The sequence below is a fragment of the Novosphingobium sp. genome (assembly GCF_040079535.1).
GTDB lineage: Bacteria > Pseudomonadota > Alphaproteobacteria > Sphingomonadales > Sphingomonadaceae > Novosphingobium.
In genome coordinates this window covers 1-21,244 of record NZ_JBEBKB010000039.1, presented here as the reverse complement: position 1 = coordinate 21,244, position 21,244 = coordinate 1, and the positions used below count along the sequence as shown (strand labels likewise).

The following is a 21,244-nucleotide window of genomic DNA, read 5'->3' as shown; positions in this document are numbered from 1 at the left end:
GCATGCGCCAAAAATGGGGAGGATCTAGCGCGGTTCACTCATAAACACAGGCGTCCAGCGCCTCATTCCGCACCACCCCGCTGCGCGCCGCGATGGCGTTGCCGTGGCGGCGGGTGAAGCCGGCTGGATCAATCACGGCGCGGCGTTTGGGGGCGGGCAGGGCGGCGGCAATCCGGGCCGCTTCAACCCGGCTTAGCCGCGTGGCCGAATGGCGAAAATAGCGCTGCGATGCTGCTTCCACGCCGTATGTGCCGATCCCGGTTTCGGCGACATTGAGATAGACTTCCATGATCCGCCGCTTGCCCCAGATGTTCTCGATCAGCACGGTGAACCACACTTCCAGCCCCTTGCGCAGATACCGAGTCCAGCCCGTGCCCTGCCACAGAAACACATTCTTGGCGGTCTGCTGGCTGATCGTGGAGCCGCCACGCAGGCGCTTGCCGCGCGAATTCTTCTCCATCGCCTGTTCGATCGCTTCGCCATCAAAGCCGCTGTGGCTGCAGAATTTGGCGTCTTCTCCCGCGATTACTGCATCCACCATCGATCGGTCGATATTGTTAAGGCTGGTCCAGTCCTTGTCGAAACCACCCGGATCAGCCACCATGGTGATCGTTACCGGCACCGGCACAAATTTGTAGAACACCGTCAGCCCCACGCTGCCCACAACAAACCAGATGATTGATCGGCCAATAAACCAGCCGATCCTGCCAGCCAGTGATGGGTGATCGGAACGGCGGGTGGGCTTGATAAATCGAAACATGCTGCGGCCAATCTAGCGAACCCCTGCCAGCCCGCAACAAAAAGGGGGGGCCAATCGCTCCGCCCCCCGATTTGCGCATCCTGGAAAGCCTGGCTTACATGCCAGAGCCGGGACCATAGGTGATTTCCACCCGGCGATTTTGCAGTTCCTTTACGCCATCAGCGGTGGGCACACGGTTGGCGCCTTCACCAAAGGACTGGCTGCTGATCGCCCCGCCCGGGATCCCGCGCTGGGTAAGGTAGGCGGTCACCGAAGCGTTGCGGCGCTGCGAAAGGCCTTCGTTATAGGCGTTGCTGCCCGAACGATCGGCATGTCCAGCCAGCATGATCGGCACACTGGCGCAGTTCCCGTAAGCAACCACAGCGCTATCAAGCACCGCCGAAGCCTCAGGCGTGATCTCAGACTTATCCCAATCGAAGAACACGATATAGGGCCCCTTGTTGCACGGCGGGGGCGCGGGCGGGGTCACACCGACGAGCGGCGGCTCGACTGGTATCGGCAGGGGCGGAACCGGCTCTGCAACCACCGGCGGCGGCGGCGCTCCGGTGAAGTTGTACGTCAGCGTCAGCATTGCCGAATGCGAGCGCATGCGGGTGTTGACCGTGTCGGTATACGCCGTTCCGCCAACCACCGCTCTAGGCCCAACCGAATCAGGACTGACGACACGGGCAAAAGTATACGTTGCAGGAACGAAGACGTTGTCCTGATTGAAATAGCGATACTTCAAGCCGATATCGATACGATCGCCAAGCGGATAGCGCAGTCCCGCGATCAGTTGCCAGGCAAAGCCGCTGTCGGTTCCGTTGACCGCAAAATCGGCGGAAGGATCGGGGGATGCCGCTGCATTGATTTTAGTGCGACCATAGCCAACCCCGCCGCCTGCAAAAACCTGCGGCCCGTCATTGGGTCCCAGATCGAACAAGCCGTTGACCATGAAGCTGAGGGTGCTGACATTGCCAGTAGCGTCGGCCAGCGGATAAAGCTGCGCTCCGTTGGCCACCAGCAGCGATTTGGCCCCTGCACGGCGATGGCTTGCTTCGGCTTCCAGCCTGAAACCGCCGAAATCGTAACCGATGATCCCGCCAAAATCATAGCCTGGCTTGGTATCCAGCGTTGCCACCCGCGAATTAACCGGCAATCCCAGCGGGTTCGATACGTGATCAAGATCGAAGTTAAGGGCATCGACGAAGACCACACCGCCGTCGATTTCAATATAGACCGAATCATCCCGGGCGAGCGCCGGAGTGGCGAGCGCGGTGGATGCGAGGATCACCCCCATTGTCAGATTGCGCATTGTCGTTCCTTCCCATTTCACAGCAAAAACACGTGCGAACAGTGACCGACCCATAGCCTCTGACTTTCGCACCGAAAGTCATGGCCTGGGCATCAATCTAGCGTGTCTGATACGTGAGTCTTTGATCGAATCGACATTCTGGCCGCTGACGGGCCGATTTTTTGCCGAGCATCCGCCGCCAGAAGTTACGCTGCCGGCAGAAGCCGTTTGTCGCTGGCAATGCGCAGCATCGCCTTTTGCAGCTTTTCAAAGGCGCGGACTTCGATCTGGCGGACGCGTTCGCGGCTAACCTGGTATTCCTGGCTGAGTTCTTCCAGCGTTTGCGGATCCTCGATCAGGCGGCGCTGGGTCAGGATGTGGCGCTCACGCTCGTTCAGGCTTTCCATTGCCTCGGTCAGCAGGGCGTGGCGATTGCCGGCTTCCTGCGTATCCTCAGCGATCTGGTCCTGCAGCGGGCCATTGTCTTCCAGCATGTCCTGCCACTGGCCTTCGCCGTCCTCGTTGAACGAGATGTTGAGCGATGCATCGCCGCCCATCATCATCCGGCGGTTCATGTTGACCACTTCAGCCTCGGACACGCCAAGATCGGTTGCGATTTTCTTGACCTGATCGGGGTGGAGATCGGAATCCTCATAAGCGTCGAGGTTTTTCTTCATCCGCCGCAGGTTGAAAAACAGCTTCTTCTGGGCAGCGGTCGTGCCGATCTTGACCAGGCTCCAGCTGCGCAGGATGAATTCCTGGATCGACGCCTTGATCCACCACATCGCATATGTCGCCAGGCGAAAACCGCGATCGGGTTCAAATTTCTTGACGCCCTGCATCAAGCCAATGTTGCCTTCGGAAATCAGCTCGGAAACCGGCAGGCCATAGCCGCGGTAACCCATTGCGATCTTGGACACGAGGCGCAGGTGGCTGGTAACCAGTTGCTTGGCCGCATCAGGATCCTGATGCTCGGCATAGCGTTTGGCCAGCATATATTCCTGCTCTGCGGTCAGGATCGGGAATTTCTTGATCTCAGCCAGATAGCGGTTGAGGCCCTGCTCGCCCGAAAGGCTGGGCAGGGTGTTGCCGCTGGTGGCGGGCAGTTTGCGCTTTGCATCGGACATGGTCTTCATTCGTCCTTTCATCGTCGGCCCACCCTTGCCAGACCCTTAATAGGCATCCGCGGCGGTTGACCACATGGGATTGTCTTATAACACGATAGCTTGGCTTTAGGTCCTCAATTCGACCAACAGCCCCGCCATGTCGGCAGGCAGCTTGCTTTCGAAACGCAAGGTTGCCCCCGTGACGGGATGGATGAAACCCAGCACTGCGGCATGCAGTGCCTGGCGGGCGAAGTGAAGCTGGGTGAGCGCGGGCCGAAGCCGCGGCGGGGTGCGTCCATATGCTGGATCCCCCAATAGCGGATGGCCGATTGATGTCATGTGAACGCGGACCTGGTGGGTTCTACCTGTTTCGAGCCGGCATTCGACCAGCGAGGCACCCTCCAGCGGCTCTAGCAGCCGGTAATGCGTAACCGCATGCTTGCCGCGCTTGTTCTCTTCATGAAGCACTGCCATCTTCTTGCGGTCCTTGTCAGACCGTCCGATGTGGCCGCGGACCGTGCCGGCCTGCGGCACTGGCAAGCCGGCAACAAATGCAAGATAGGCCCGCTCGATCGAATGATCGGCAAATTGCCGGGCCAGGCCTTCATGGGCCTTGTCGGTCTTGGCCACGACCATCAGGCCGGATGTGTCCTTATCGATCCGGTGGACGATTCCCGGCCGCGCGACCCCGCCCACGCCCGAAAGCTGGCCTTTGCAGTGGTGAAGCAGGGCGTTGACCAGGGTTCCATCAAGGTTGCCGGCGGCGGGGTGCACGACCAGGCCGGCAGGCTTGTCGATCACGATCAGATGCTCGTCTTCATAGACCACATTCAGCGGGATATCCTGGGCGGCGGCTTCGGACGGGGCAACCTGCGGAACACGGATTTCAAACGCGGTGTCCAAGGCTGGCTTGAAGCTGGCCTGCGCAGCCACTTTTCCGCCCAGCAAGACCCGGCCTTCGCCCATCAAAGCCTTGATCCGCTCACGCGATAGGCCGCTGGCTTCGGCCAGGGCCTTGTCAAGCCGCTGGCCTTCACTGGCGATCACGCCGGAAACGATGGAATCTCCCTCATTCATTGCTAAGCAGATGGGGATGGTCCTGTTGGTGACAAGTGGCACGATTGCCACACTGATCGAAGAAGCGCAGCGCGCCTACCCGCGTGAGTGTTGCGGATTGCTGCTGGGGCAGGGGAACCAGATCGCGCTGGCCCAGCCTGCGGCCAATGTTCACCCCGAGCCGGAGCGTCATTTTGAGCTCGATCCCGGGGCCTTGATCGCCGCGCACCGGGCCGCGCGCGGCGGCGGGCTGGAGATCATCGGCTATTACCACTCGCATCCAAATGGCCTTGCCGGGCCTTCGGATGAAGACCGTGCCCAGGCCAGTGGCGATCTGCGAACCTGGGCAATTGTGGCTGATGGGGTGGTTTCCTGGTGGCGTGATTGTCCATCAGGCTTCGAACCGCTTTCCACCCGGTTCGCGGACAGCTAAGGGTCGATCAAACGCATCCAGGGGCTCTATGACCGAAACTTCAGTTGATCTTGCCGCTCTGCTCTGTTCGCGGCTGTGCCACGATCTGCTTTCGCCGGTTGGCGCGATGAACAATGGGCTTGAACTTCTGGCGGAAGAGAAAGACCCGGAAATGCGCAAGCGCTGCATGGAACTGCTTGAGCAGTCTGCGCGCACCAGTGCCGACAAGCTCAAATTCTTCCGGCTTGCTTTCGGCGCTGCTGGCGGGTTCGGTTCCAGCGTGGCGGTGGAAGAGCCCAAGGCCCTGATCGATGCGCTGGTGGCCGGGAATGGGCGGATCAAGGTGCAATGGACGCTGGGCGTTGATGCACTGCCCAAAGCCGCGGTAAAGGTGCTGCTCAATCTTTCGCACATCGGGATCGATGCGCTGGTGCGCGGTGGCACGCTGGATATTGGTGTGGAAAGCCGCGGCGGAGCCAGCGAAATCGTGGTTCGCGCCGCCGGGCCCAGGATTGCGTTTGATGGCGATATTGGCCGGGCGCTGGATGGATCGTTGCCAATTGCCGATCTTTCCAGCCGCACGGCTCCAGCCTGGATGCTGCATCAATTGGCTGAGCAGCAAGGCGGCGGGCTGCAGTTTGCGTTAACCGAAGAAGCGCTGGTGATGGGCGCGGTTTTGCCTGAGGGCTGATGTCTGAGGTGCCATGGACGAACTGATTGACTTCGAAAGCCCGTCTCCCAACTGGAACGAGCGCAAACTTCCGGTTTCGATGGTCGTGTTGCATTACACCGGCATGCAAAGCGCCGATGAAGCGCTCGAGCGGCTGCGCAGCGAGGAAGCAGGCGTCTCCGCGCACTATATGATCGAGGAAGACGGCAAGATCCATCGCCTGGTGCGCGAGGATCGCCGGGCGTATCATGCGGGCAAGAGCTATTGGCGCGGAGTGAAAGACGTCAATTCGGCCAGCGTCGGGATCGAGATCGTCAATCCGGGGCATGAATTTGGCTATCGGCCGTTTCCGGATGCGCAGATGGAAGCCCTGCTGCCCTTGCTGGCCGGCATTGTCGAGCGCTGGGATGTGCCCCGCGCCAACGTGGTCGGCCATTCGGATGTCGCCCCGCAGCGCAAGGAAGACCCGGGCGAACTGTTTGACTGGGACCTGCTTGCTGCGCACCGGCTGGCACTAAAAACTCCCCGCGTCACCGCGCCCTCACCGTTCGAGAATGACGGGGCGTTCTTCCTTGGTTTAGAACGCTGGGGCTATGACATTTCCGATACCGCAGCTGCAATGCGGGCATTCCAGCGCCGCTGGCGCCCGCATATCATCGACGGGCAGGTCGATGGGGAATGTTCAGCGATGTTGTTTTCTTTGCTCTTGGATCGTGACAGCGGAAAGACTAGGTAGAGGGCGCCAGGGGGCCGGGCAGCCGCGGGGTTCGCAAGAACCGCGAGGAAAGTCCGGGCTCCACGAAACAAGGGTGGCGGGTAACGCCCGCCGGGCGACTTGCTTGCAGGGAAGCCCAGGGAAAGTGCCACAGAGAGCAGACCGCCTGATTTATCAGGTAAGGGTGAAAGGGTGCGGTAAGAGCGCACCGGGGTGGTGGTAACATCACTCGCACGGCAAACCCCACCCGGAGCAAGACCGAATAGGGGCGGCGCGCTGATCCCAAAAGGATCAGTTGGTGTGTTTCGCATCGACCGCCCGGGTTGGTTGCTTGAGCGCTGCAGCAATGCATCGCCTAGAGGAATGGCTGCCAGTGCGGATACGGTCTCTTTTGGGATACCGTCCGCGCTACAGAACCCGGCTTACAGGCCCCCTGGCAATTTCATCTGGATTCCCGAAGGCGTGGAGCGCAGGATTGTCCGATGACCTTGGCCAGTGGAACCGATGCAATTGAAACCAAGCGGCTGGTGCTGCGCCGGATCACGCCAGATGATCTGGATTTCTACACCTGCATTCAGGCCGATCCCGATGTGGCCCGGTACATTGCTACCGGAAAGCCGCGCTCACCCCAGGAATCGCGCGATTGGCTGATGGCGGTTCTGGCAAGTTATGCCGATGCCGCGCTGGGGCAGCTGGCCGTGCTGCGCAAAAGTGATGGTGTGCTGGTGGGCCGCTGCGGGCTGAGCGATGCGGTGGTTGAGGCCGCCCCCGTGCCCGGCGCTGTCCGCAAGGGCTGGTTCTTTCGCGCGCAGGCCCCGGCCGATGTGCAGCTTGAGCAAGTCCCTGAGCTTGGTTATACTTTTGCCAAGGAGCATTGGGGCAAAGGCTATGCCTCTGAAGCGGCAGGTTGTGTCTATAACTATGCCCGCAGCGCATTGCGGCTGGGCAAGATCATGTCGGTGATTGACGCCGATAACCACGCCTCGCTGGCCGTCGCCCGGAAATTCGGGGTCACCTTTTTCGAACAGATCGAGCTATCGGGCCACGCCTTCGATCGCTACGACTGGCCGCTGATTTGAGGAGCACCACATGACAAATCCCCTTCGCTCAGTCACCGGTCTGGTGGTGTTGGTGACAGGCGCTGCATCCGGGATGGGCCGGGCCACCGCGCGGCTTTTTGCTGAAGAGGGCGCGCATGTTGCCGTCACCGATGTGAACGCCGCAGGTGCTGAGGCAACCGCGCTTGAAATCGCCGCATCTGGCGGATCGGTTCGAGGCTGGGCACTGGACGTGGCCGACCCCGATGCGATCACGCGGGTTCTGGGCGAAATCGGGAACTGGCATGATCGGCTTGACGTTGTGGTCAACAATGCCGGGATTTCGAATTGGGCGCCGATCGATGGCGAAGAATACGACGATGTCTGGGACCGGGTAATGCGGGTCAATGCAACCGCGCAGCAACGCGTTATCCGAGCCGCGCTGCCATGGTTAAGGCAGGCTCCCGCAGCGCGGATCGTCAACATCGCTTCAACTGAAGCCTTGGGTGCAACCGGGGGAAACAGCGCTTATGCGGCCAGCAAGGCTGCTGTCACCGGTCTTACCCGGGCCTTGGCGCTGGAACTGGGCAAGATCGGCATCACTGTCAATTGCGTCTGTCCCGGTCCGATTGAAACCGGGATGACCGCCAAGGTGCCCGATGCTGACAAAGCCACTTACGCGCACCGCCGCACGGCCCTTCGCCGTTATGGCCAGCCCGAAGAAGTGGCGCACGTCACCTGGAGCCTGTGCTTGCCCGGCGCGTCCTATATCACCGGGGTGACGATCCCCGTCGATGGCGGGCTGATGGCGCGGAATGCTTGAGGCGGTTGACGGAGGGGTTTGGAGGCTGGCCTCGATACCCCTCCGTCTCGTCCTTCGAACGATCCACCACCCCATTTGTGGCCTTCGCCAAAAACGGGAAGGATCTATGGAGTTACGGATTCCCGGCGGCTACTGAAGCGAATTGATCGGAGAGCCAATGCGGACCCGGCTGAGTATTTGCGAGAAGAAGGCGCGCTATGCCAGCCGCGACGATGCCTTGCGCGCCGCTGGCAAGGCAGAGTTTCCTTTGCGCGCCTATCACTGTGATCGTTGCTGGCTGTTCCACCTGACCAGCAGAATCAAAAGCAGGTGAGCGCCGTCTAGGCCCGCCCCACACTTGAATAAGCAAAGCCCATCGCGCGAACTTCGATCGGGTTGTAGATATTGCGCAGATCCACCAGCACCGGCTGGACCATCAGGCTTTTGACCCGCTCGAAATCAAGCGCCCGGAAGGCGTCCCATTCGGTAACTATCACGGTGGCGTCGGCGCCTTCGATCGCGGCATAGGCGTTGGTTTTCATTTCCACAGCGGGCATCAACGGCGCGGCAAGTTCCATACCTTCGGGATCATAGGCGGCAACCTGCACCCCGGCATCGGCCAGCGCCAGCGCAATGGCGATGGCGGGGCTATCGCGCATATCATCGGTGTTTGGTTTGAAGGTCAGGCCCAGCATGGCAACCTTTTTGCCGCGCGCTTCGTCTGCACCGCCCAGCGCCTCGATAACCTTGCGGCCCATCGCGCGCTTGCGGCTGTCGTTGACAGCAACCACCGCTTCAATGATCCGGGTCGGGGCTTCGTAATCCTCAGCCGTTTTCAGCAGCGCGAGGGTATCCTTGGGGAAGCATGATCCGCCATAACCAGGGCCGGCATGGAGGAATTTGGAACCGATCCGCCCGTCCATCCCGATCCCGCGCGAAACGTCCTGCACATCTGCTCCAACTTTTTCGCAAAGATCGGCCATTTCGTTGATGAAAGTGATCTTGACCGCAAGAAAGGCGTTGGCGGCATATTTGATCAGTTCACTGGTGCGGCGGCTGGTGAACAGGATCGGGCTCTTGTTGAGGAAAAGCGGGCGATAGACCTCGCGCATCACGCTGCGGGCCCATTCGTCTTCGGTGCCGATCACGATCCGGTCTGGCCGCTTGAAATCATCGATCGCGGCGCCTTCGCGCAGGAATTCAGGGTTGGACGCAACCGCGAATTTCACCGCCAGGCCGGCTTCAGACAGGATTCGTTCCACTTCATCGCCAGTGCCCACCGGCACGGTCGATTTGGTGATGATAACGGCATCGTTCCTAAGGTGCTGGCCCACTTCCTCAGCAACGGCATAGACGAACGAAAGATCGGCATGGCCATCGCCGCGGCGGCTGGGGGTGCCCACCGCAATAAAGATCGCCGCTGCCCCGGCAATGCCCTCGGCCAGATCGGTAGTAAACGAAAGGCGACCGGATTTGGCGTTGGAGGTGACCAGTTCGGCCAGGCCCGGCTCAAAAATCGGCATCACCCCGGCGCGCAGGCTATCGATTTTTGCCGGGTCCTTGTCGATACAGACCACATCGTGTCCGAAATCGGCGAAGCAAGCCCCCGATACCAGCCCGACATAGCCCGAGCCGACCATTGCGATTTTCATGCGGCACTCCTTAGTGCGGCGCTTACCGCGCCTTGTTCGTCTGCTGCGGCTTCAATCAGCCAGCGCGCGGTGCCTTCCAGTCCAAGCGCGGTCAAGCGCCCGGTTCGGTAGGCCCCGGTGTCGATGCCAATCCGGTTCGGTTTGATATCGGCATTTTCGGAAATTGTATGTCCGTGAACTACTATCGGACCAAAGCTGCGGCTGTGTGACAGGAACGGCTCGCGAATCCAGCGCAGGTCTGCGTGGCGCTGCTGGTCCAGCGGCAAATCGGGGCGAATCCCGGCATGGACAAACAGAAAATCGCCAATCAGGATCTGGTCTTCGAAGCTGCGCAGAAATTCGATATCCTCGGGCGGTACTGCAGCGCGCATAAGTTCCAGCGTCTCGGCAATTTCGGCCTGGTGGTAGGCATCGGGATCAACCGGATAAGACAGCACGGTCTCGCGCCCGCCAAAGCGCAGGAAATGGCGCAACACTTCTTCGCTTTCCAGCGCATCAAGCATCATCTCTTCATGGTTGCCCATCAGGATGCGTACGCTGCGGCGCTGCGCCAGATTGCGCGCGGCACGCACCACTCCGGCGCTGTCGGGCCCGCGATCGATCAGGTCGCCCAGCAGCACGATCGTGGTATCGGCAGCGCCACGATCAGCATCGTCAGCCTCAATCGCGGTGATCAAGGCTTCGAACTGAGCCAGGCAGCCGTGCACATCGCCCACCGCATAGATCCGCTGACCGGCGGGAATGGCCGGGGCTGGGCCGCTCTGACGGGGGCCAAAAAGAGAGCGCAAGAACTTGAGCATGGGGAGAATTTCTTCGTTGAAGCCTATAGCGCCACGACCCTTAACGAACAATGCCAAGCCTGTGCACGATTCCACCCGGCGTGGCAGCGAAACCACACATCGCATGGTTAACGCAAAATAAGGCGCGATCTGCTCTTGTGCAATGCAGCAAAATTGTGCAGTCCGCCTGCCTAGCGACCTGAATGTTTCCGAATATGAGAAACAGCGGCCGCCTGCAGGTGGGACGAAGCAACTACAATCGCTCAAAGGAAGATTGATATGCTAACGTCCATTCGCGGCCTTGTTGCCGCTTCGCTTGTTATCGGCGCTGTCATGGTTGCCACCCCCGCATTTGCTGATGAAACCGATCCTCCTGCTGAATTCACCGTTTCGGGCAATGTGACCGGTGTCAGTGATTATCGCTGGCGCGGAATTTCCTATTCGGCTGGCGATTTTGCGCTTCAGGGTTCGATCCAGGTCAACCACACCAGCGGGTTTTATCTGGGTACCTGGGGCTCCAGCCTTGAGCAGGATGGCGCCGATACCTATGGCTCGGCTGAAATCGATGTCTATGCGGGCTGGTCGGGTAACATCAGCAGCGGGCTGGTCGCCGATCTTGGCGTGACCTGGTACACGTATCCCAACGGCACCAATCCGGCCGCCAGCGGCAACTTTATCGAGCCCTATGCCTCGCTTTCAACAACGCTGGGCCCGGCAACCGCCAAACTGGGCGTAAACTATGCGCCAAAGCAGGATGCCTTGGGCGGGGATGATAATGTCTATGTTTTCACCGATCTTGGTGCAGGCGTTCCAGGCACTCCGGTTAGCCTGAACGCCCATCTGGGTTATAGTGACGGCGCCCTTTCGCCCAACCGGCTGACCCTGACCAGCGCCGATGGCGGCTGGGATTATTCGGTTGGCGCCACTGCGGCGGTATCCAAAAACCTGTCTGTCGGCGTTGCCTATGTCGGGGTTGATGGCGCTTCGATCGGCGGTTTTTCGGACGATACGGTGGTTGGAACGGTGAAACTGGCGTTCTAAGCAAGCCCTGATTGACTCTGCAATTGGCCCGTCCAGGTCGATCCAGGACGGGCCAGTGTTGCCTTGTGTGCACACGCGTCATAGTAAATCCCATGACCAAATTTCTTCACGCAATGATCCGGGTGACCGATCCCGATGCCACTATCGCCTTTTTCAAGCTGATCGGGCTGGATGAAGTACGCCGCTTTTCCAGCGAACAGGGCCGCTTCACCCTGATTTTTCTGGCCGCGCCAGGCGAGGAAGGCGTGGCCGAAGTTGAATTGACCCATAACTGGGATCCGCAAGACTACGATGGCGGGCGTAATTTTGGTCACCTCGCCTACCGGGTTGCGGATGTCTATGGAACTTGCGCAGCGCTGCTGGCGGCGGGGCACACCATTCACCGCCCCCCGCGCGATGGGCACATGGCCTTTGTCAAATCGCCCGATGGCATCTCGGTTGAATTGCTTCAGGATGGCAATCTTGAACCGGCGGAACCTTGGCTCAGTATGCCCAATGTCGGAAGCTGGTAGCGGCTAGGTTTGCGGCTGGCGGACGGACAGGCGCAATATTGCATAGCCGAATATTCCGGCCACCAGCGACCCGCTCAGCACCCCCAGCTTGGCATCTTCGACCAGCGCCGGGTTAGCCGGAAATGCCAACTGGCCGATAAACAGGCTCATCGTAAAGCCGATCCCGCACAGGGCTGAAAGGCCCAGGACTTGGTTCCAGTTGGCCCCGGACGGGCGCCGGGCAAAGCCGCTGCGCTCGGCCAACAGCACCGCGCAGAAAATGCCGCAGGTCTTGCCCGCGACCAGACCCAGGGCGATACCCAGTGGCAAGATCAGCGCTGCGCCGTTCGGCATGGCGGCTGGAAGGGTGACCCCCGCATTGGCAAGGCCGAACAGCGGCACGATGAAATAGGCGCTGACCGGAGCCAGCACGTGTTCCATCCGCAGCAGCAGACTTTCCCCTTGGCGGTCGAGTGCGATCGGCACGGTCAGTGCAGCCAGCACGCCGGCCACGGTGGCGTGAACGCCTGAATGAAGGACACAGAACCACAGGATCGTTCCGCTCAGCGCATAGGCCCAGCCACGCTTGATCCCCAATCGGTTCATCGTGGCCATTGCCGCCAGCACAAGCGCCGCCGCAATCAGCCAGCCTGGATCGATTTTCGCCGTATAGGCAAGCGCGATGATCGCCACAGCCCCCAGATCGTCCACGATTGCTACAGTCAAAAGGAACAGCCGCAGCGATGGCGGAACCGCGCTGCCCAGCAAGGCAATCACGCCAACTGCAAAGGCGATATCGGTGGCGGCGGGAATGGCCCAGCCGGGGCCCAATTCCGGCACGTTCCGGGTAACCAGCAAGAACACCATTGCCGGCACTGCCATGCCCAACACCGCTGCCAGCACCGGCAAGCGCCGCTGCGCTGGGTGGGCCAGTTCACCTTCCAGCACCTCGCGCTTGATTTCCAGCCCGACCACAAAGAAGAACAGCGCCATCAGGCCATCGCTGATCCACAGGTGCAGCGTGGAAAGCCTGGCAATCGGACTTGCCGGCAGGGCGTGGTGGAACAGTCCATGCCAAAGCGAATCCCAGGGCGAATTGGCCAGAGCCAGTGCGATCAGGGCGACAGCGATCAAAAGCGATCCAGCACCGGCCTCGCCGCCAAAAAGGCGCACCACCGCGCTGATCAAAGCTGAGATCGGATGGCGGCGCGCAGGCATGCGGGACGAATCGGGCAAATTGATCTGCGATGCAAGCCAAACCGAATTTGGTGTACCGCAATGATCTTGCGGAAATAAATCCAAGAAATGGAATGGTCCAGATCAATCGCGTTGACAGTCTATGCTTAGCCGATAGGCTGATTTTCTTGAGTCTGAGTTGACGGGGCATAATAGGCGAAATGATTGCGGGCGGGGAAGCTGCATGGAGCGCACTCGACTGGCTGTTGCTGGTCGAACGCGAACTGCTGGCTTTTTCGGCCTTCTGGTTTTGCATCGGGCTGGTCGATGAATTCGCGGTCGATCTGGCCTGGCTGGGTTTGCGGTTGAGCGGGCGAACCAAAACCCCGCAATTGCCGGTGGGCTATGGCTCGGCGCCGCTTTCGGGGCCTGCGGCGGTTTTGTTGCCCGCTTTTGGCGAGGCGCAAGTGATTGGCACCACGGTTGCCCATATGCTCGCCACCTGGCCCCAACGCGAACTGACCGTCTATGTCGGCTGCTACCGCAATGATCCGGCCACGCTTGCTGCTGCGATCCAGGCGATCGGCGATGATCGGCGGGTGCGGCTGGTAACGCTGGCTGCGCGCGGGCCCACAACCAAGGCGGATTGCCTCAATCGGCTTTACCGTGCGCTTTGCGCCGATGAAGCCCGGCGCGGGTTCAATTTTGCCAGCGTTGTGATGCACGATGCTGAAGACATGGTTCATCCCTGCGCGCTGCAAGCGATTGATGCAGCATTGATGATGCGCGATTTCGTCCAGCTGCCGGTACGCCCTGAACCACAAGACGGATCACGCTGGATCGCTGGGCACTATTCCGATGAATTCGCCGAAAATCATGCCAAAGGGATGGTTGTGCGCGCTGCGTTGGGTGCTGCAATCCCGGCGGCGGGGGTGGGCTGCGGTTTTTCCCGATCAGCGCTTGGCGCTTTGGCAGAAAGCAGATTGCTTGGCGGCGAAAGTGGTCCGTTTGAACCTGGCTGCCTGACTGAAGACTATGAATTGGGCCTGGTGATGAGCCGCCAGGGCCGCGGCAGTGCCTTTCTGCGGCTGCGGGATGATTCGGGCACGCTGGTCGCCACGCGCAGCTATTTCCCCCATCGCCTGGAAAGCGCGGTGCGCCAGAAAACCCGCTGGCTTCACGGGATCGCCTTCCAGGGCTGGGACCGGATCGGGTGGACGCACAATCTGGTAGATATCTGGATGGCGCTGCGCGATCGGCGCGGTCCGCTGACCGCGCTGGTCCTGGCTGCGGCCTATCTGCTGTTGGTGCTCGATGCAGGGCTGATCGTGCTACAGTGGCAGGGCAAGGTTGATGTGCTTGAACTGTCTTCACCGCTGCGGGTGATGCTGCTGGCCAGCTTTGCCGGGTTTGCCTGGCGGGCGCTGTGCCGATCAGTGTTCACCACGCGCGAATATGGCTGGCGCGAAGGCTTGCGATCAATGCTGCGGATCCCGATCGGCAATGTCATCGCGATTATGGCCGGACGCCGCGCACTGGTTGCCTATTTCCGCTCGCTTCAGGATGGACGGGTTACCTGGGAAAAAACCGTACACGAAGCACACCCGGCCTTTGCCAGCCTTCGGCATAGGGCCAAGGCATGAAGGCGCGGCCAAATATCCGAAGGCGCGGCCAGCCCTTGCTGGCATTGATCCTGCTGATGGTCAGCTGGGTGGGTGCCCGCGCGGCAATGTGGGAAGCGCCCCGAACCATTCCGGCCAAAGCCGCAGCCGCCCGCCAAGCTGACGATGCGGCCCGGCCCAGGCCCGCCCGGTCGCTGGTCCCGGCGCCGCCAAGCGTTGTGCCGGTGGAACGCAATCTGGAGCCGCCTGTGCCGCTTTCCAGTCCTGCCGCTGAACCCAACCCGGCTGTAGACACAACGGCTGAAACGGGCGTGGAAATGGGCACAGAACCAACCGCACCTGCCATCGTTCCGGCAGTGCCTGAAACGCCGCTGGCCCAGACTGCTGAACAAAGTCAGCCGAAACGACCTTCGCTCAGGGTGCTTGCCGGCCATGCCGAGCTTACCGCGATCGGCATGAACATTCCGACGATTGAAGAGGGCGGGGCGATGGACGCAGCGCGATCGCAGCGTTTCCCGGCAACGGCTGTGGCTGCGCCGCAGCCGCGGCCGCGTCATTCGCGCTGGTCGGTCGATGCTTGGTTGTTGCTGCGCGAAGGTGGTAATGGCTTCAACGCGCCAGGTGCAGGCCTGCCCGGCGTGGTCGTGCCGGTTGGCTTCTATGGCGGCAGTCAGGCTGGCACGGTGCTGCGGTATCGCCTTTCGCTGACCAGTGCGCTGCGCCCGGAACTCTATCTGCGCGGATCAAGCGGGCTGCAGTTCCCCCGCGGTGAGGAAGTTGCGGCCGGCTTCTCGATCAGGCCGGCGCCCAAGGTTCCGCTGGCTGTTATGGCCGAAGCCCGCGCTACACGGACGCTCAGTGGAACCCGGTTGCGTCCGGCATTCGCCGTTGTCACTGAACTGCCGCCGGTCAAACTGCCGCTTGGCTTGCGGGGCGAGGCTTATGTGCAGGCCGGCTACGTCGGCGGGGTGGATAGCAGCGCTTTTGCTGACGGGCAGGCCCGGCTTGAACGCCCGCTCGCTCGCTCGGGCTGGCTGGAATTTCGTGTTGGCGGCGGCGTGTGGGGCGGGGCGCAGAGGGGAGCAAACCGGCTGGATGTTGGCCCCACTGCAACGCTGGCGGTTCCGATCGGTCCAGGTGGTGCCCGCATTTCGGCAGACTACCGGATCCGTGTGGCAGGACGTGCTGCGCCCGGCAACGGTGCGGTGCTGACACTTTCTGCGGGTTTCTAGGCTTCCGGCCTTTTTTTGGCCTTCCCGCTGGGCTAGGCTTTCAAGTCTGTAATGGATGTCTATCTTCCCATCGCCAACCTTTCGGTAAATGGCCTGGTGATCGTCGCGCTTGGGGCGCTGACGGGCATCCTTTCTGGCATGTTTGGGGTAGGCGGCGGTTTTTTGACCACTCCGCTGATGATTTTCTATGGCATCCCGCCCACCGTAGCGGCCGCATCGGCAGCCAGCCAGGTTACCGGCGCCAGCGTTTCTGGCGTTTTTGCTCATACCCGGCGCGGCGGGGTCGATTACCAGATGGGCGCGGTGATGGTGGCCGGCGGGATCATCGGTACCGTATTGGGCGCAGGCCTGTTCAGCCTGCTGCAGGCGCTGGGCCAGATCGATGTGGTCATCAACCTGCTTTATGTTCTGTTGCTGGGCGGAATCGGCGGGATCATGGCCCGCGAAAGCTGGCAATCGCTGCAGGCGCAGAAGACCGGTATTGCGCTGCCCGCACGCAAACGGCGCCACCATCCGATGGTTGCCAGCTTGCCGATGCGCTGGCGGTTCTATCGCTCGGGCCTCTACATTTCCCCGCTAGCGCCGCTTTTGCTGGGCGTGTTCACCGGGATTTTGACCATGCTGATGGGGATTGGTGGCGGCTTTGTGCTGGTCCCGGCGATGCTCTACATCCTGGGGATGAGCGCCAATGTGGTGGTTGGCACATCGCTGTTCCAGATCCTGTTTGTGACGATGGCCACCACAATGATGCATTCGATGACCACCCGCGCGGTTGATGTTGTGCTGGCTGCGCTGCTGCTGATCGGTTCGGTTTCAGGCGCGCAAATCGGGGCTCAGTTGGCGCAGCAGATCCCGGCGGAAAAGCTTCGGCTGGCTTTGGCTGCAACGGTGCTGCTGGTTGCGCTGCGGATGGCCTTGGGGCTGGGCTGGCAGCCGGATGAAATTTTCACCGTGGTGCCATCGTGAAGGCGCTGTGGGCCATGCTGGCGGCGCTGTTGCTGCTTGGTGCCAGCGATCCTATTCTGGTGCCCGAAATCTCTCAGCACGAAGTGCAGGTGCGGCAGGGCTTTCGCGGCACCGAGCTGTTGCTGTTCGGCGCAATCCTGACACCCGAGGGAACCCGCGCGGGCCAGGATTATGATATTGTGGTGGTGCTGAAAGGGCCAACCCGATCGATTGTGCTGCGCGAAAAACAGCGGATTGCAGGGATCTGGGTCAATGCCGATAGCGCCGAATTCCGCTCCGCCCCGACCTTTTTTGCGGTCGCATCGTCACGCCCGATCAAGAAGATCGTCGATGACAAGACCGCCGCGATATACGAGCTGGGCCTGCCGTGGCTGCAATTGTCGCCGATCGGCTCGTATGATTCCAAAGTCCAGGCCCGGATGACCGCCGGCCTGGTCGATCTGCTCGGACGCGGAGGGCTTTACAAAGAGAGCGCCAAAGGCGTCACAGTCAGCCAGCAGGTGCTCTATCAGGCCCGGATTGACTTGCCTTCCAGCGTGCAGACCGGAACCTATACCGCCGAAACCTTTGCGATCCGTAATGGCAAGGTTGTAGCATCGGCAATTAGCCGGGTTGAGGTGCGCAAAACCGGAATGGAACTGGCGGTTGCCACATTCGCGCGCGATCATGGGTTCTTCTATGGCCTGCTGGCAGTTGCCCTTTCCGTGCTGATGGGCATTCTGGCCGGGCGCCTGTTTGCACTGGTTTAGGCCAATTTTAACCGCTTTGATTTAGCACAGCCACGATTGCGCAGCCTTGCGCGATGGGGGCGTAGCACGTGATGAATGACATGAGTGGACAAGGCCAAAGCGCCGCGCAGAATGCTCAAGCTGCTGGGCAGGCCCAGGCATTTGACAATGCGCGCGAACCGATCGGTATCGTGCTTGAAATTGCTGGTTCCGGCTCGGTCATCGCGCTTGATCTGCAACGCTTGCAAGAATGCGGCAGCGATGCCGATCCCTCGATTGCGCTGGCTGGGCAAGTTGGCAGCCAGGTTAAGATCCGCGTCGGCAAGGGCTGGCTGCTGGCGTCAGTGCGAACTCAGCGTCAGGATTCCAAGACGCCCGGCGGGATCATGGCTCAGATCGACTTTCTGGGCGAGGGCGATGAGGAACGGCTGACCGGCCGGATTCACAGCTTTCGCCGCGGGGTTACCCGCTATCCGATCCCAGGCGCTTTGATCTATCCGGCAACCTCCAACGATCTGAAGCAGATCTATGCCAGCGACGGGCGCACCTCGATCCAGGTTGGCACGGTATTCCCCACCAAGGATATCCGCGCCGGGCTTTATATCGATGCGATGCTGGGCAAACACTTTGCGCTGCTTGGCTCAACCGGTACCGGCAAATCGACCAGCGCCGCGCTGATCCTGCACCGGATCTGCGAACATGCCCCCGAAGGGCATATCGTGATGATCGATCCGCATGGCGAATATTCGGCCGCGTTCAAGCAAACCGGCATGATCTTCGACGTGTCGAACTTGCAGATGCCCTATTGGTTGATGAATTTTGAAGAGCACTGCGAAGTGTTCCTGACCTCTACCGGCAATGATCGCCAAGAAGATTCGGACATTCTTTCCAAGTGCCTGCTGGCCGCACGATCAAAAAATCGGCTGGCTGAAAGCATGGGCAAGATCACTGTCGATAGCCCGATTCCCTATCTCCTGTCAGATTTGACCAACATCATGCAGACCGAAATGGGCAAGCTGGACAAGGCAACCAGCACTGCGCCGTTCATGCGGATCCGGACCAAGATCGATGAGCTCAAGGCCGATCCGCGCTATCAGTTCCTGTTTTCAGGGATGCTGGTGGGCGATACGATGGCTGAATTCATTGCCAAGATTTTCCGCATGCCCAGCAAAGGCAAGCCGATTTCGATCATCGACGTATCGGGTGTTCCATCCGATGTAACCAGCACCGTGGTGGCCGTCCTCAGCCGCCTGGTATTCGATTTTGCGATCTGGGCACGCGATGAAAAAACCCGGCCAGTGCTGCTGGTCTGCGAAGAAGCCCACCGCTATGTGCCCAACGAGAAAAACTCCGATGGATCGTCGGTTGGCCGAATTCTCAGCCGGATCGCCAAGGAAGGCCGTAAGTATGGGATAAGCCTTGGCCTGATCACGCAGCGCCCATCTGATCTTGCCGAAGGCGTGCTGTCACAATGCGGCACGATCATTTCGATGCGCCTTAACAACGATCGCGATCAGGCCTTTGTGAAGGCGGCGATGCCCGAAGGCGCGCGCGGGTTCCTCGATTCCATTCCGGCCTTGCGCAACCGCGAATGCATCATCTGCGGCGAAGGCGTTTCGATCCCGATCCGCGTTGCTTTTGATGAGCTAGAAGAGATGAAGCGCCCTGCATCCGAAGATCCCTCGTTCTCGGATCTGTGGAACAGCAGCGGCGGTGAAGAGGAAATGGTCAACCGCACCGTCCAACGCTGGCGCGCACAGGGGCGTTAGTCGCTCAGGTTCCGCGCGTATCCCCATAAAGGTGGATGTGCAGGCGGTCGCTCATTCCCAATCCATGCTCCTGGCATAGCGGCGCCAGCCAGGCTTCGCGTGCGCGCAAATCTGCGCTGCGGGTGCCTTCAGGCATCAACTGGACGCGCTGCTTTGGGATGGCGTAAATTGCGATCAGATCCAGCACTTCGGCCAGGTCTTCGGGTGCCGCAACCACGAACTTGAAGTACGCTTTAGGTTCGGTTGCCCAGCCTGAAAGCCGCTCTGGAATCAATGCGATATCGGCAATATTTCCCGAATGGCTGAGCTTTGGGCTGACATTATACTGCGCCACCAGGAGCCCTAGCGCATGATGCGGATCAACCGTCCCGTTGGTCTCGATCTCGATAGTATGGCCTTCCAGCAGGCCCGCCATTCGCGCCAGCGCCGCCCCTTGCAGCATGGGTTCACCCCCGGTGATCACCAGCCGATTACCGCCCAGCGCCATGATCCGTTCGGCGACATCTTCCTCACTCAGCACCACCTGATTGGCCTTGCGCTCAAACGCGATGGCGTCGCGGTGCGGGCGCCCAAGCAAATCGGCGCCGCCCTCGAACCGCCAGGTGTAGGCGGTATCGCACCAGGTGCAGGCCAGGTTGCAGCGGCTGAGCCGTACGAAGGTGCAGGGCAGACCCGCGCTGCGCCCTTCGCCTTGCAGCGAGGCGAAAATTTCGGGCTCGCCCGGAGTAACCGTGGCGAGGGTAAGGCTCACCCCAACCGCGCCAGCGCAGCGGCCAGCCGTTCGGCTTCGGCTGCGTGCATGGCATGATCGGCGCGGGCCTTTTCGACCGCTTCGGGCTTGGCCTTTTCGGCGAAGGCCGGGTTGGAAAGGCGGCCTTCAAGGCCTTTGGCTTCCTTGGTGGATGCTTCCAGCGCCTTGGCCAGCCGGGCCTTTTCGGCTTCGATGTCGATCACGCCTTCAAGCGGAACCACGATGTTGGCATCGCCGGCGCCGATCTGCATCGCAGCGCCTGCGGGTGCCGCTTCAAAGCGAATGCCGTTGAGGCGGGCCAATCGTTCGATCGCACCGGGGTTGCGCTCGATGGTGCCGCGCGTTGCGGTGCTGGGATCAAGAAGGAAGGCATCCAGCTTTGCGCCCGGCGCGATGCCGAGCTCGTTCTTGGCGGTGCGCAGATTGCCGACCAATGCGATCAGCCACTCCACCTCAGCCTTCGCCTCAGCATCAACCACCGCCCCCGGCTCGGGCCACTTGGCGGTGATCAGCGGATAGTGCGCGCGATCACCAAGCTTGCTCCACAGCTCCTCGGTCACGAACGGCATGAACGGGTGCAGCATGACCAGGATCTGGTCGAGCACCCAGCCGGCCACGGCCCTGGTCTCCGCGTCGAACGATCCCTTGATCAGTTCGATGTACCAATCGCAGAACTGGTCCCAGACGAAATGGTAGATTGCGTTTGCGGCGGCATCAAAGCGCAAGTCGGCCATGGCCTGATCCAGCGCCGCGACCGTTTCAACTACTTCGCCGATAATCCAGCGATTTACCGCAGATTTTGCTGCAGGTGCCGCAAGTGATGCCGATGCAGAAATTCCGTTCGATTGGCAGAACCGCGCAGCGTTCCACAGCTTGGTGGCGAAGTTGCGATAGCCTTCAACCCGGCGCTCATCCATCTTGATATCGCGGCCCTGGCTTTCCATCGCCGCCATGAAAAAGCGCAGCGCGTCGGCGCCGAACTGGTCGATCAGGCCCAGCGGATCGACTACGTTGCCTTTGGATTTGGACATCTTCTGCCCATCGGGCGCGCGGACCAGGCCGTGCAGGTAGAGCCTGGGCCACGGGTTCTTGCCCGTCATCGCCTGGCCCATCATCATCATCCGCGCATCCCAGAAGAACAGGATGTCGAAGCCCGAGATGAGCAGATTGCCGGGGTAATGGCGGGCGAGGAGCGTCTCCCTCTCC

General features: G+C 60.8%; 22 protein-coding genes and 1 other RNA gene. 14 read left to right on the top strand and 9 right to left on the bottom strand.

The window, feature by feature from the left end:
- Nucleotides 1–34: 34 nt before the first annotated feature.
- The 4 genes from mtgA to ABL914_RS11590 all read right to left on the bottom strand — a co-directional run bounded on the left by mtgA (nt 35) and on the right by ABL914_RS11590 (nt 4,216).
- Entirely contained in the window at nt 35–760 is a 726-nt protein-coding gene (gene mtgA, locus ABL914_RS11605; RefSeq protein WP_391563343.1) for a monofunctional biosynthetic peptidoglycan transglycosylase, read from the bottom strand.
- A 94-nt stretch (nt 761–854) separates the two neighbouring features.
- Nucleotides 855–2,054 (bottom strand): OmpA family protein, encoded by a 1,200-nt coding sequence (locus tag ABL914_RS11600; protein ID WP_391563342.1) that lies wholly within the window; start codon nt 2,052–2,054, stop codon nt 855–857.
- Nucleotides 2,055–2,239: 185 nt separating this feature from the next.
- Complete coding sequence (gene rpoH, locus ABL914_RS11595) at nt 2,240–3,160, bottom strand: RNA polymerase sigma factor RpoH (RefSeq protein ID WP_391563346.1); 921 nt, start codon at nt 3,158–3,160, stop codon at nt 2,240–2,242.
- A 105-nt stretch (nt 3,161–3,265) separates the two neighbouring features.
- Nucleotides 3,266–4,216 carry an RluA family pseudouridine synthase gene (locus tag ABL914_RS11590; protein WP_391563341.1) on the bottom strand — a complete coding sequence of 317 codons (951 nt, stop codon included), beginning with the start codon at nt 4,214–4,216 and terminating at the stop codon, nt 3,266–3,268.
- 10 nt (nt 4,217–4,226) lie between these two features.
- Here ABL914_RS11590 and ABL914_RS11585 point away from each other — a divergent pair, with 10 nt between their 5' ends.
- From ABL914_RS11585 to ABL914_RS11555, 7 genes are all read left to right on the top strand, one after another.
- The gene (locus ABL914_RS11585) at nt 4,227–4,628 is read left to right on the top strand and encodes a Mov34/MPN/PAD-1 family protein (protein WP_391563340.1); all 402 of its coding nucleotides are present in this window, start codon (nt 4,227–4,229) and stop codon (nt 4,626–4,628) included.
- A gap of 28 nt (nt 4,629–4,656) precedes the next feature.
- Entirely contained in the window at nt 4,657–5,298 is a 642-nt protein-coding gene (locus ABL914_RS11580) for a histidine phosphotransferase family protein (RefSeq protein WP_391563339.1), read from the top strand.
- A 13-nt stretch (nt 5,299–5,311) separates the two neighbouring features.
- Nucleotides 5,312–6,013, top strand: a complete 702-nt coding sequence (locus tag ABL914_RS11575) for an N-acetylmuramoyl-L-alanine amidase (RefSeq protein ID WP_391563338.1) — start codon at nt 5,312–5,314, stop codon at nt 6,011–6,013.
- Between the two features lie 6 nt (nt 6,014–6,019).
- Nucleotides 6,020–6,433, top strand: an RNA gene (gene rnpB, locus ABL914_RS11570) — RNase P RNA component class A.
- 41 nt (nt 6,434–6,474) lie between these two features.
- Entirely contained in the window at nt 6,475–7,071 is a 597-nt protein-coding gene (locus ABL914_RS11565; RefSeq protein ID WP_391563337.1) for a GNAT family N-acetyltransferase, read from the top strand.
- Between the two features lie 10 nt (nt 7,072–7,081).
- Nucleotides 7,082–7,852: an SDR family NAD(P)-dependent oxidoreductase gene (locus tag ABL914_RS11560; RefSeq protein WP_391563336.1), complete on the top strand. Its 771-nt coding sequence runs from the start codon at nt 7,082–7,084 to the stop codon at nt 7,850–7,852.
- Between the two features lie 157 nt (nt 7,853–8,009).
- Nucleotides 8,010–8,165, top strand: a complete 156-nt coding sequence (locus ABL914_RS11555) for a hypothetical protein (protein WP_391563335.1) — start codon at nt 8,010–8,012, stop codon at nt 8,163–8,165.
- 7 nt (nt 8,166–8,172) lie between these two features.
- Here the strand turns inward: ABL914_RS11555 and ABL914_RS11550 are convergent, their stop codons facing one another.
- Nucleotides 8,173–9,483 carry a UDP-glucose dehydrogenase family protein gene (locus ABL914_RS11550; protein ID WP_391563334.1) on the bottom strand — a complete coding sequence of 437 codons (1,311 nt, stop codon included), beginning with the start codon at nt 9,481–9,483 and terminating at the stop codon, nt 8,173–8,175.
- A complete protein-coding gene (locus tag ABL914_RS11545; RefSeq protein WP_391563333.1) occupies nt 9,480–10,283 on the bottom strand; it encodes a metallophosphoesterase family protein in 804 nt (267 codons plus the stop codon). The genes ABL914_RS11550 and ABL914_RS11545 overlap by 4 nt, the downstream gene beginning before the upstream one ends.
- Before the next feature lie 312 nt (nt 10,284–10,595).
- Here ABL914_RS11545 and ABL914_RS11540 point away from each other — a divergent pair, with 312 nt between their 5' ends.
- Both ABL914_RS11540 and ABL914_RS11535 read left to right on the top strand, forming a co-directional pair.
- Nucleotides 10,596–11,303: a TorF family putative porin gene (locus ABL914_RS11540; RefSeq protein WP_391563332.1), complete on the top strand. Its 708-nt coding sequence runs from the start codon at nt 10,596–10,598 to the stop codon at nt 11,301–11,303.
- Between the two features lie 92 nt (nt 11,304–11,395).
- The gene (locus ABL914_RS11535) at nt 11,396–11,815 is read left to right on the top strand and encodes a VOC family protein (protein ID WP_391563331.1); all 420 of its coding nucleotides are present in this window, start codon (nt 11,396–11,398) and stop codon (nt 11,813–11,815) included.
- A gap of 3 nt (nt 11,816–11,818) precedes the next feature.
- Here the strand turns inward: ABL914_RS11535 and nhaA are convergent, their stop codons facing one another.
- Entirely contained in the window at nt 11,819–13,012 is a 1,194-nt protein-coding gene (gene nhaA / locus ABL914_RS11530; protein ID WP_391563330.1) for a Na+/H+ antiporter NhaA, read from the bottom strand.
- A gap of 179 nt (nt 13,013–13,191) precedes the next feature.
- Here nhaA and ABL914_RS11525 point away from each other — a divergent pair, with 179 nt between their 5' ends.
- The 5 genes from ABL914_RS11525 (at nt 13,192) to ABL914_RS11505 (ending at nt 19,287) form a co-directional block, all read left to right on the top strand.
- A complete protein-coding gene (locus ABL914_RS11525) occupies nt 13,192–14,613 on the top strand; it encodes a glycosyl transferase family protein (protein ID WP_391563329.1) in 1,422 nt (473 codons plus the stop codon).
- Entirely contained in the window at nt 14,610–15,824 is a 1,215-nt protein-coding gene (locus ABL914_RS11520; protein WP_391563328.1) for a hypothetical protein, read from the top strand. Before ABL914_RS11525 ends, ABL914_RS11520 begins: the two co-directional genes overlap by 4 nt.
- Nucleotides 15,825–15,875: 51 nt before the next feature.
- Nucleotides 15,876–16,790 carry a sulfite exporter TauE/SafE family protein gene (locus ABL914_RS11515; protein ID WP_391563327.1) on the top strand — a complete coding sequence of 305 codons (915 nt, stop codon included), beginning with the start codon at nt 15,876–15,878 and terminating at the stop codon, nt 16,788–16,790.
- A 14-nt stretch (nt 16,791–16,804) separates the two neighbouring features.
- Nucleotides 16,805–17,539 (top strand): TIGR02186 family protein, encoded by a 735-nt coding sequence (locus ABL914_RS11510; protein WP_391563345.1) that lies wholly within the window; start codon nt 16,805–16,807, stop codon nt 17,537–17,539.
- 80 nt (nt 17,540–17,619) lie between these two features.
- Nucleotides 17,620–19,287 carry an ATP-binding protein gene (locus tag ABL914_RS11505; RefSeq protein ID WP_391563344.1) on the top strand — a complete coding sequence of 556 codons (1,668 nt, stop codon included), beginning with the start codon at nt 17,620–17,622 and terminating at the stop codon, nt 19,285–19,287.
- 4 nt (nt 19,288–19,291) lie between these two features.
- Here the strand turns inward: ABL914_RS11505 and ABL914_RS11500 are convergent, their stop codons facing one another.
- Together ABL914_RS11500 and ABL914_RS11495 are read right to left on the bottom strand one after the other, a co-directional pair.
- Nucleotides 19,292–20,038 carry a 7-carboxy-7-deazaguanine synthase QueE gene (locus ABL914_RS11500; RefSeq protein WP_391563326.1) on the bottom strand — a complete coding sequence of 249 codons (747 nt, stop codon included), beginning with the start codon at nt 20,036–20,038 and terminating at the stop codon, nt 19,292–19,294.
- Nucleotides 20,035–21,244 (bottom strand): class I tRNA ligase family protein (locus ABL914_RS11495; RefSeq protein ID WP_391563325.1); only part of this gene is annotated, 1,210 nt, incomplete at its 5' end. The genes ABL914_RS11500 and ABL914_RS11495, both read right to left, overlap by 4 nt.

What these genes read in the sequence shown, in the direction of transcription:
- mtgA (WP_391563343.1), bottom strand. Translation starts at nt 760, where the DNA reads ATGTTTCGATTTATCAAGCCCACCCGCCGTTCCGATCACCCATCACTG.
- ABL914_RS11600 (WP_391563342.1), bottom strand. Translation starts at nt 2,054, where the DNA reads ATGCGCAATCTGACAATGGGGGTGATCCTCGCATCCACCGCGCTCGCC.
- rpoH (WP_391563346.1), bottom strand. Translation starts at nt 3,160, where the DNA reads ATGTCCGATGCAAAGCGCAAACTGCCCGCCACCAGCGGCAACACCCTG.
- ABL914_RS11590 (WP_391563341.1), bottom strand. Translation starts at nt 4,216, where the DNA reads ATGAATGAGGGAGATTCCATCGTTTCCGGCGTGATCGCCAGTGAAGGC.
- ABL914_RS11585 (WP_391563340.1), top strand. Translation starts at nt 4,227, where the DNA reads ATGGGGATGGTCCTGTTGGTGACAAGTGGCACGATTGCCACACTGATC.
- ABL914_RS11580 (WP_391563339.1), top strand. Translation starts at nt 4,657, where the DNA reads ATGACCGAAACTTCAGTTGATCTTGCCGCTCTGCTCTGTTCGCGGCTG.
- ABL914_RS11575 (WP_391563338.1), top strand. Translation starts at nt 5,312, where the DNA reads ATGGACGAACTGATTGACTTCGAAAGCCCGTCTCCCAACTGGAACGAG.
- ABL914_RS11565 (WP_391563337.1), top strand. Translation starts at nt 6,475, where the DNA reads ATGACCTTGGCCAGTGGAACCGATGCAATTGAAACCAAGCGGCTGGTG.
- ABL914_RS11560 (WP_391563336.1), top strand. Translation starts at nt 7,082, where the DNA reads ATGACAAATCCCCTTCGCTCAGTCACCGGTCTGGTGGTGTTGGTGACA.
- ABL914_RS11555 (WP_391563335.1), top strand. Translation starts at nt 8,010, where the DNA reads ATGCGGACCCGGCTGAGTATTTGCGAGAAGAAGGCGCGCTATGCCAGC.
- ABL914_RS11550 (WP_391563334.1), bottom strand. Translation starts at nt 9,483, where the DNA reads ATGAAAATCGCAATGGTCGGCTCGGGCTATGTCGGGCTGGTATCGGGG.
- ABL914_RS11545 (WP_391563333.1), bottom strand. Translation starts at nt 10,283, where the DNA reads ATGCTCAAGTTCTTGCGCTCTCTTTTTGGCCCCCGTCAGAGCGGCCCA.
- ABL914_RS11540 (WP_391563332.1), top strand. Translation starts at nt 10,596, where the DNA reads ATGGTTGCCACCCCCGCATTTGCTGATGAAACCGATCCTCCTGCTGAA.
- ABL914_RS11535 (WP_391563331.1), top strand. Translation starts at nt 11,396, where the DNA reads ATGACCAAATTTCTTCACGCAATGATCCGGGTGACCGATCCCGATGCC.
- nhaA (WP_391563330.1), bottom strand. Translation starts at nt 13,012, where the DNA reads ATGCCTGCGCGCCGCCATCCGATCTCAGCTTTGATCAGCGCGGTGGTG.
- ABL914_RS11525 (WP_391563329.1), top strand. Translation starts at nt 13,192, where the DNA reads ATGATTGCGGGCGGGGAAGCTGCATGGAGCGCACTCGACTGGCTGTTG.
- ABL914_RS11520 (WP_391563328.1), top strand. Translation starts at nt 14,610, where the DNA reads ATGAAGGCGCGGCCAAATATCCGAAGGCGCGGCCAGCCCTTGCTGGCA.
- ABL914_RS11515 (WP_391563327.1), top strand. Translation starts at nt 15,876, where the DNA reads ATGGATGTCTATCTTCCCATCGCCAACCTTTCGGTAAATGGCCTGGTG.
- ABL914_RS11510 (WP_391563345.1), top strand. Translation starts at nt 16,805, where the DNA reads ATGCTGGCGGCGCTGTTGCTGCTTGGTGCCAGCGATCCTATTCTGGTG.
- ABL914_RS11505 (WP_391563344.1), top strand. Translation starts at nt 17,620, where the DNA reads ATGAGTGGACAAGGCCAAAGCGCCGCGCAGAATGCTCAAGCTGCTGGG.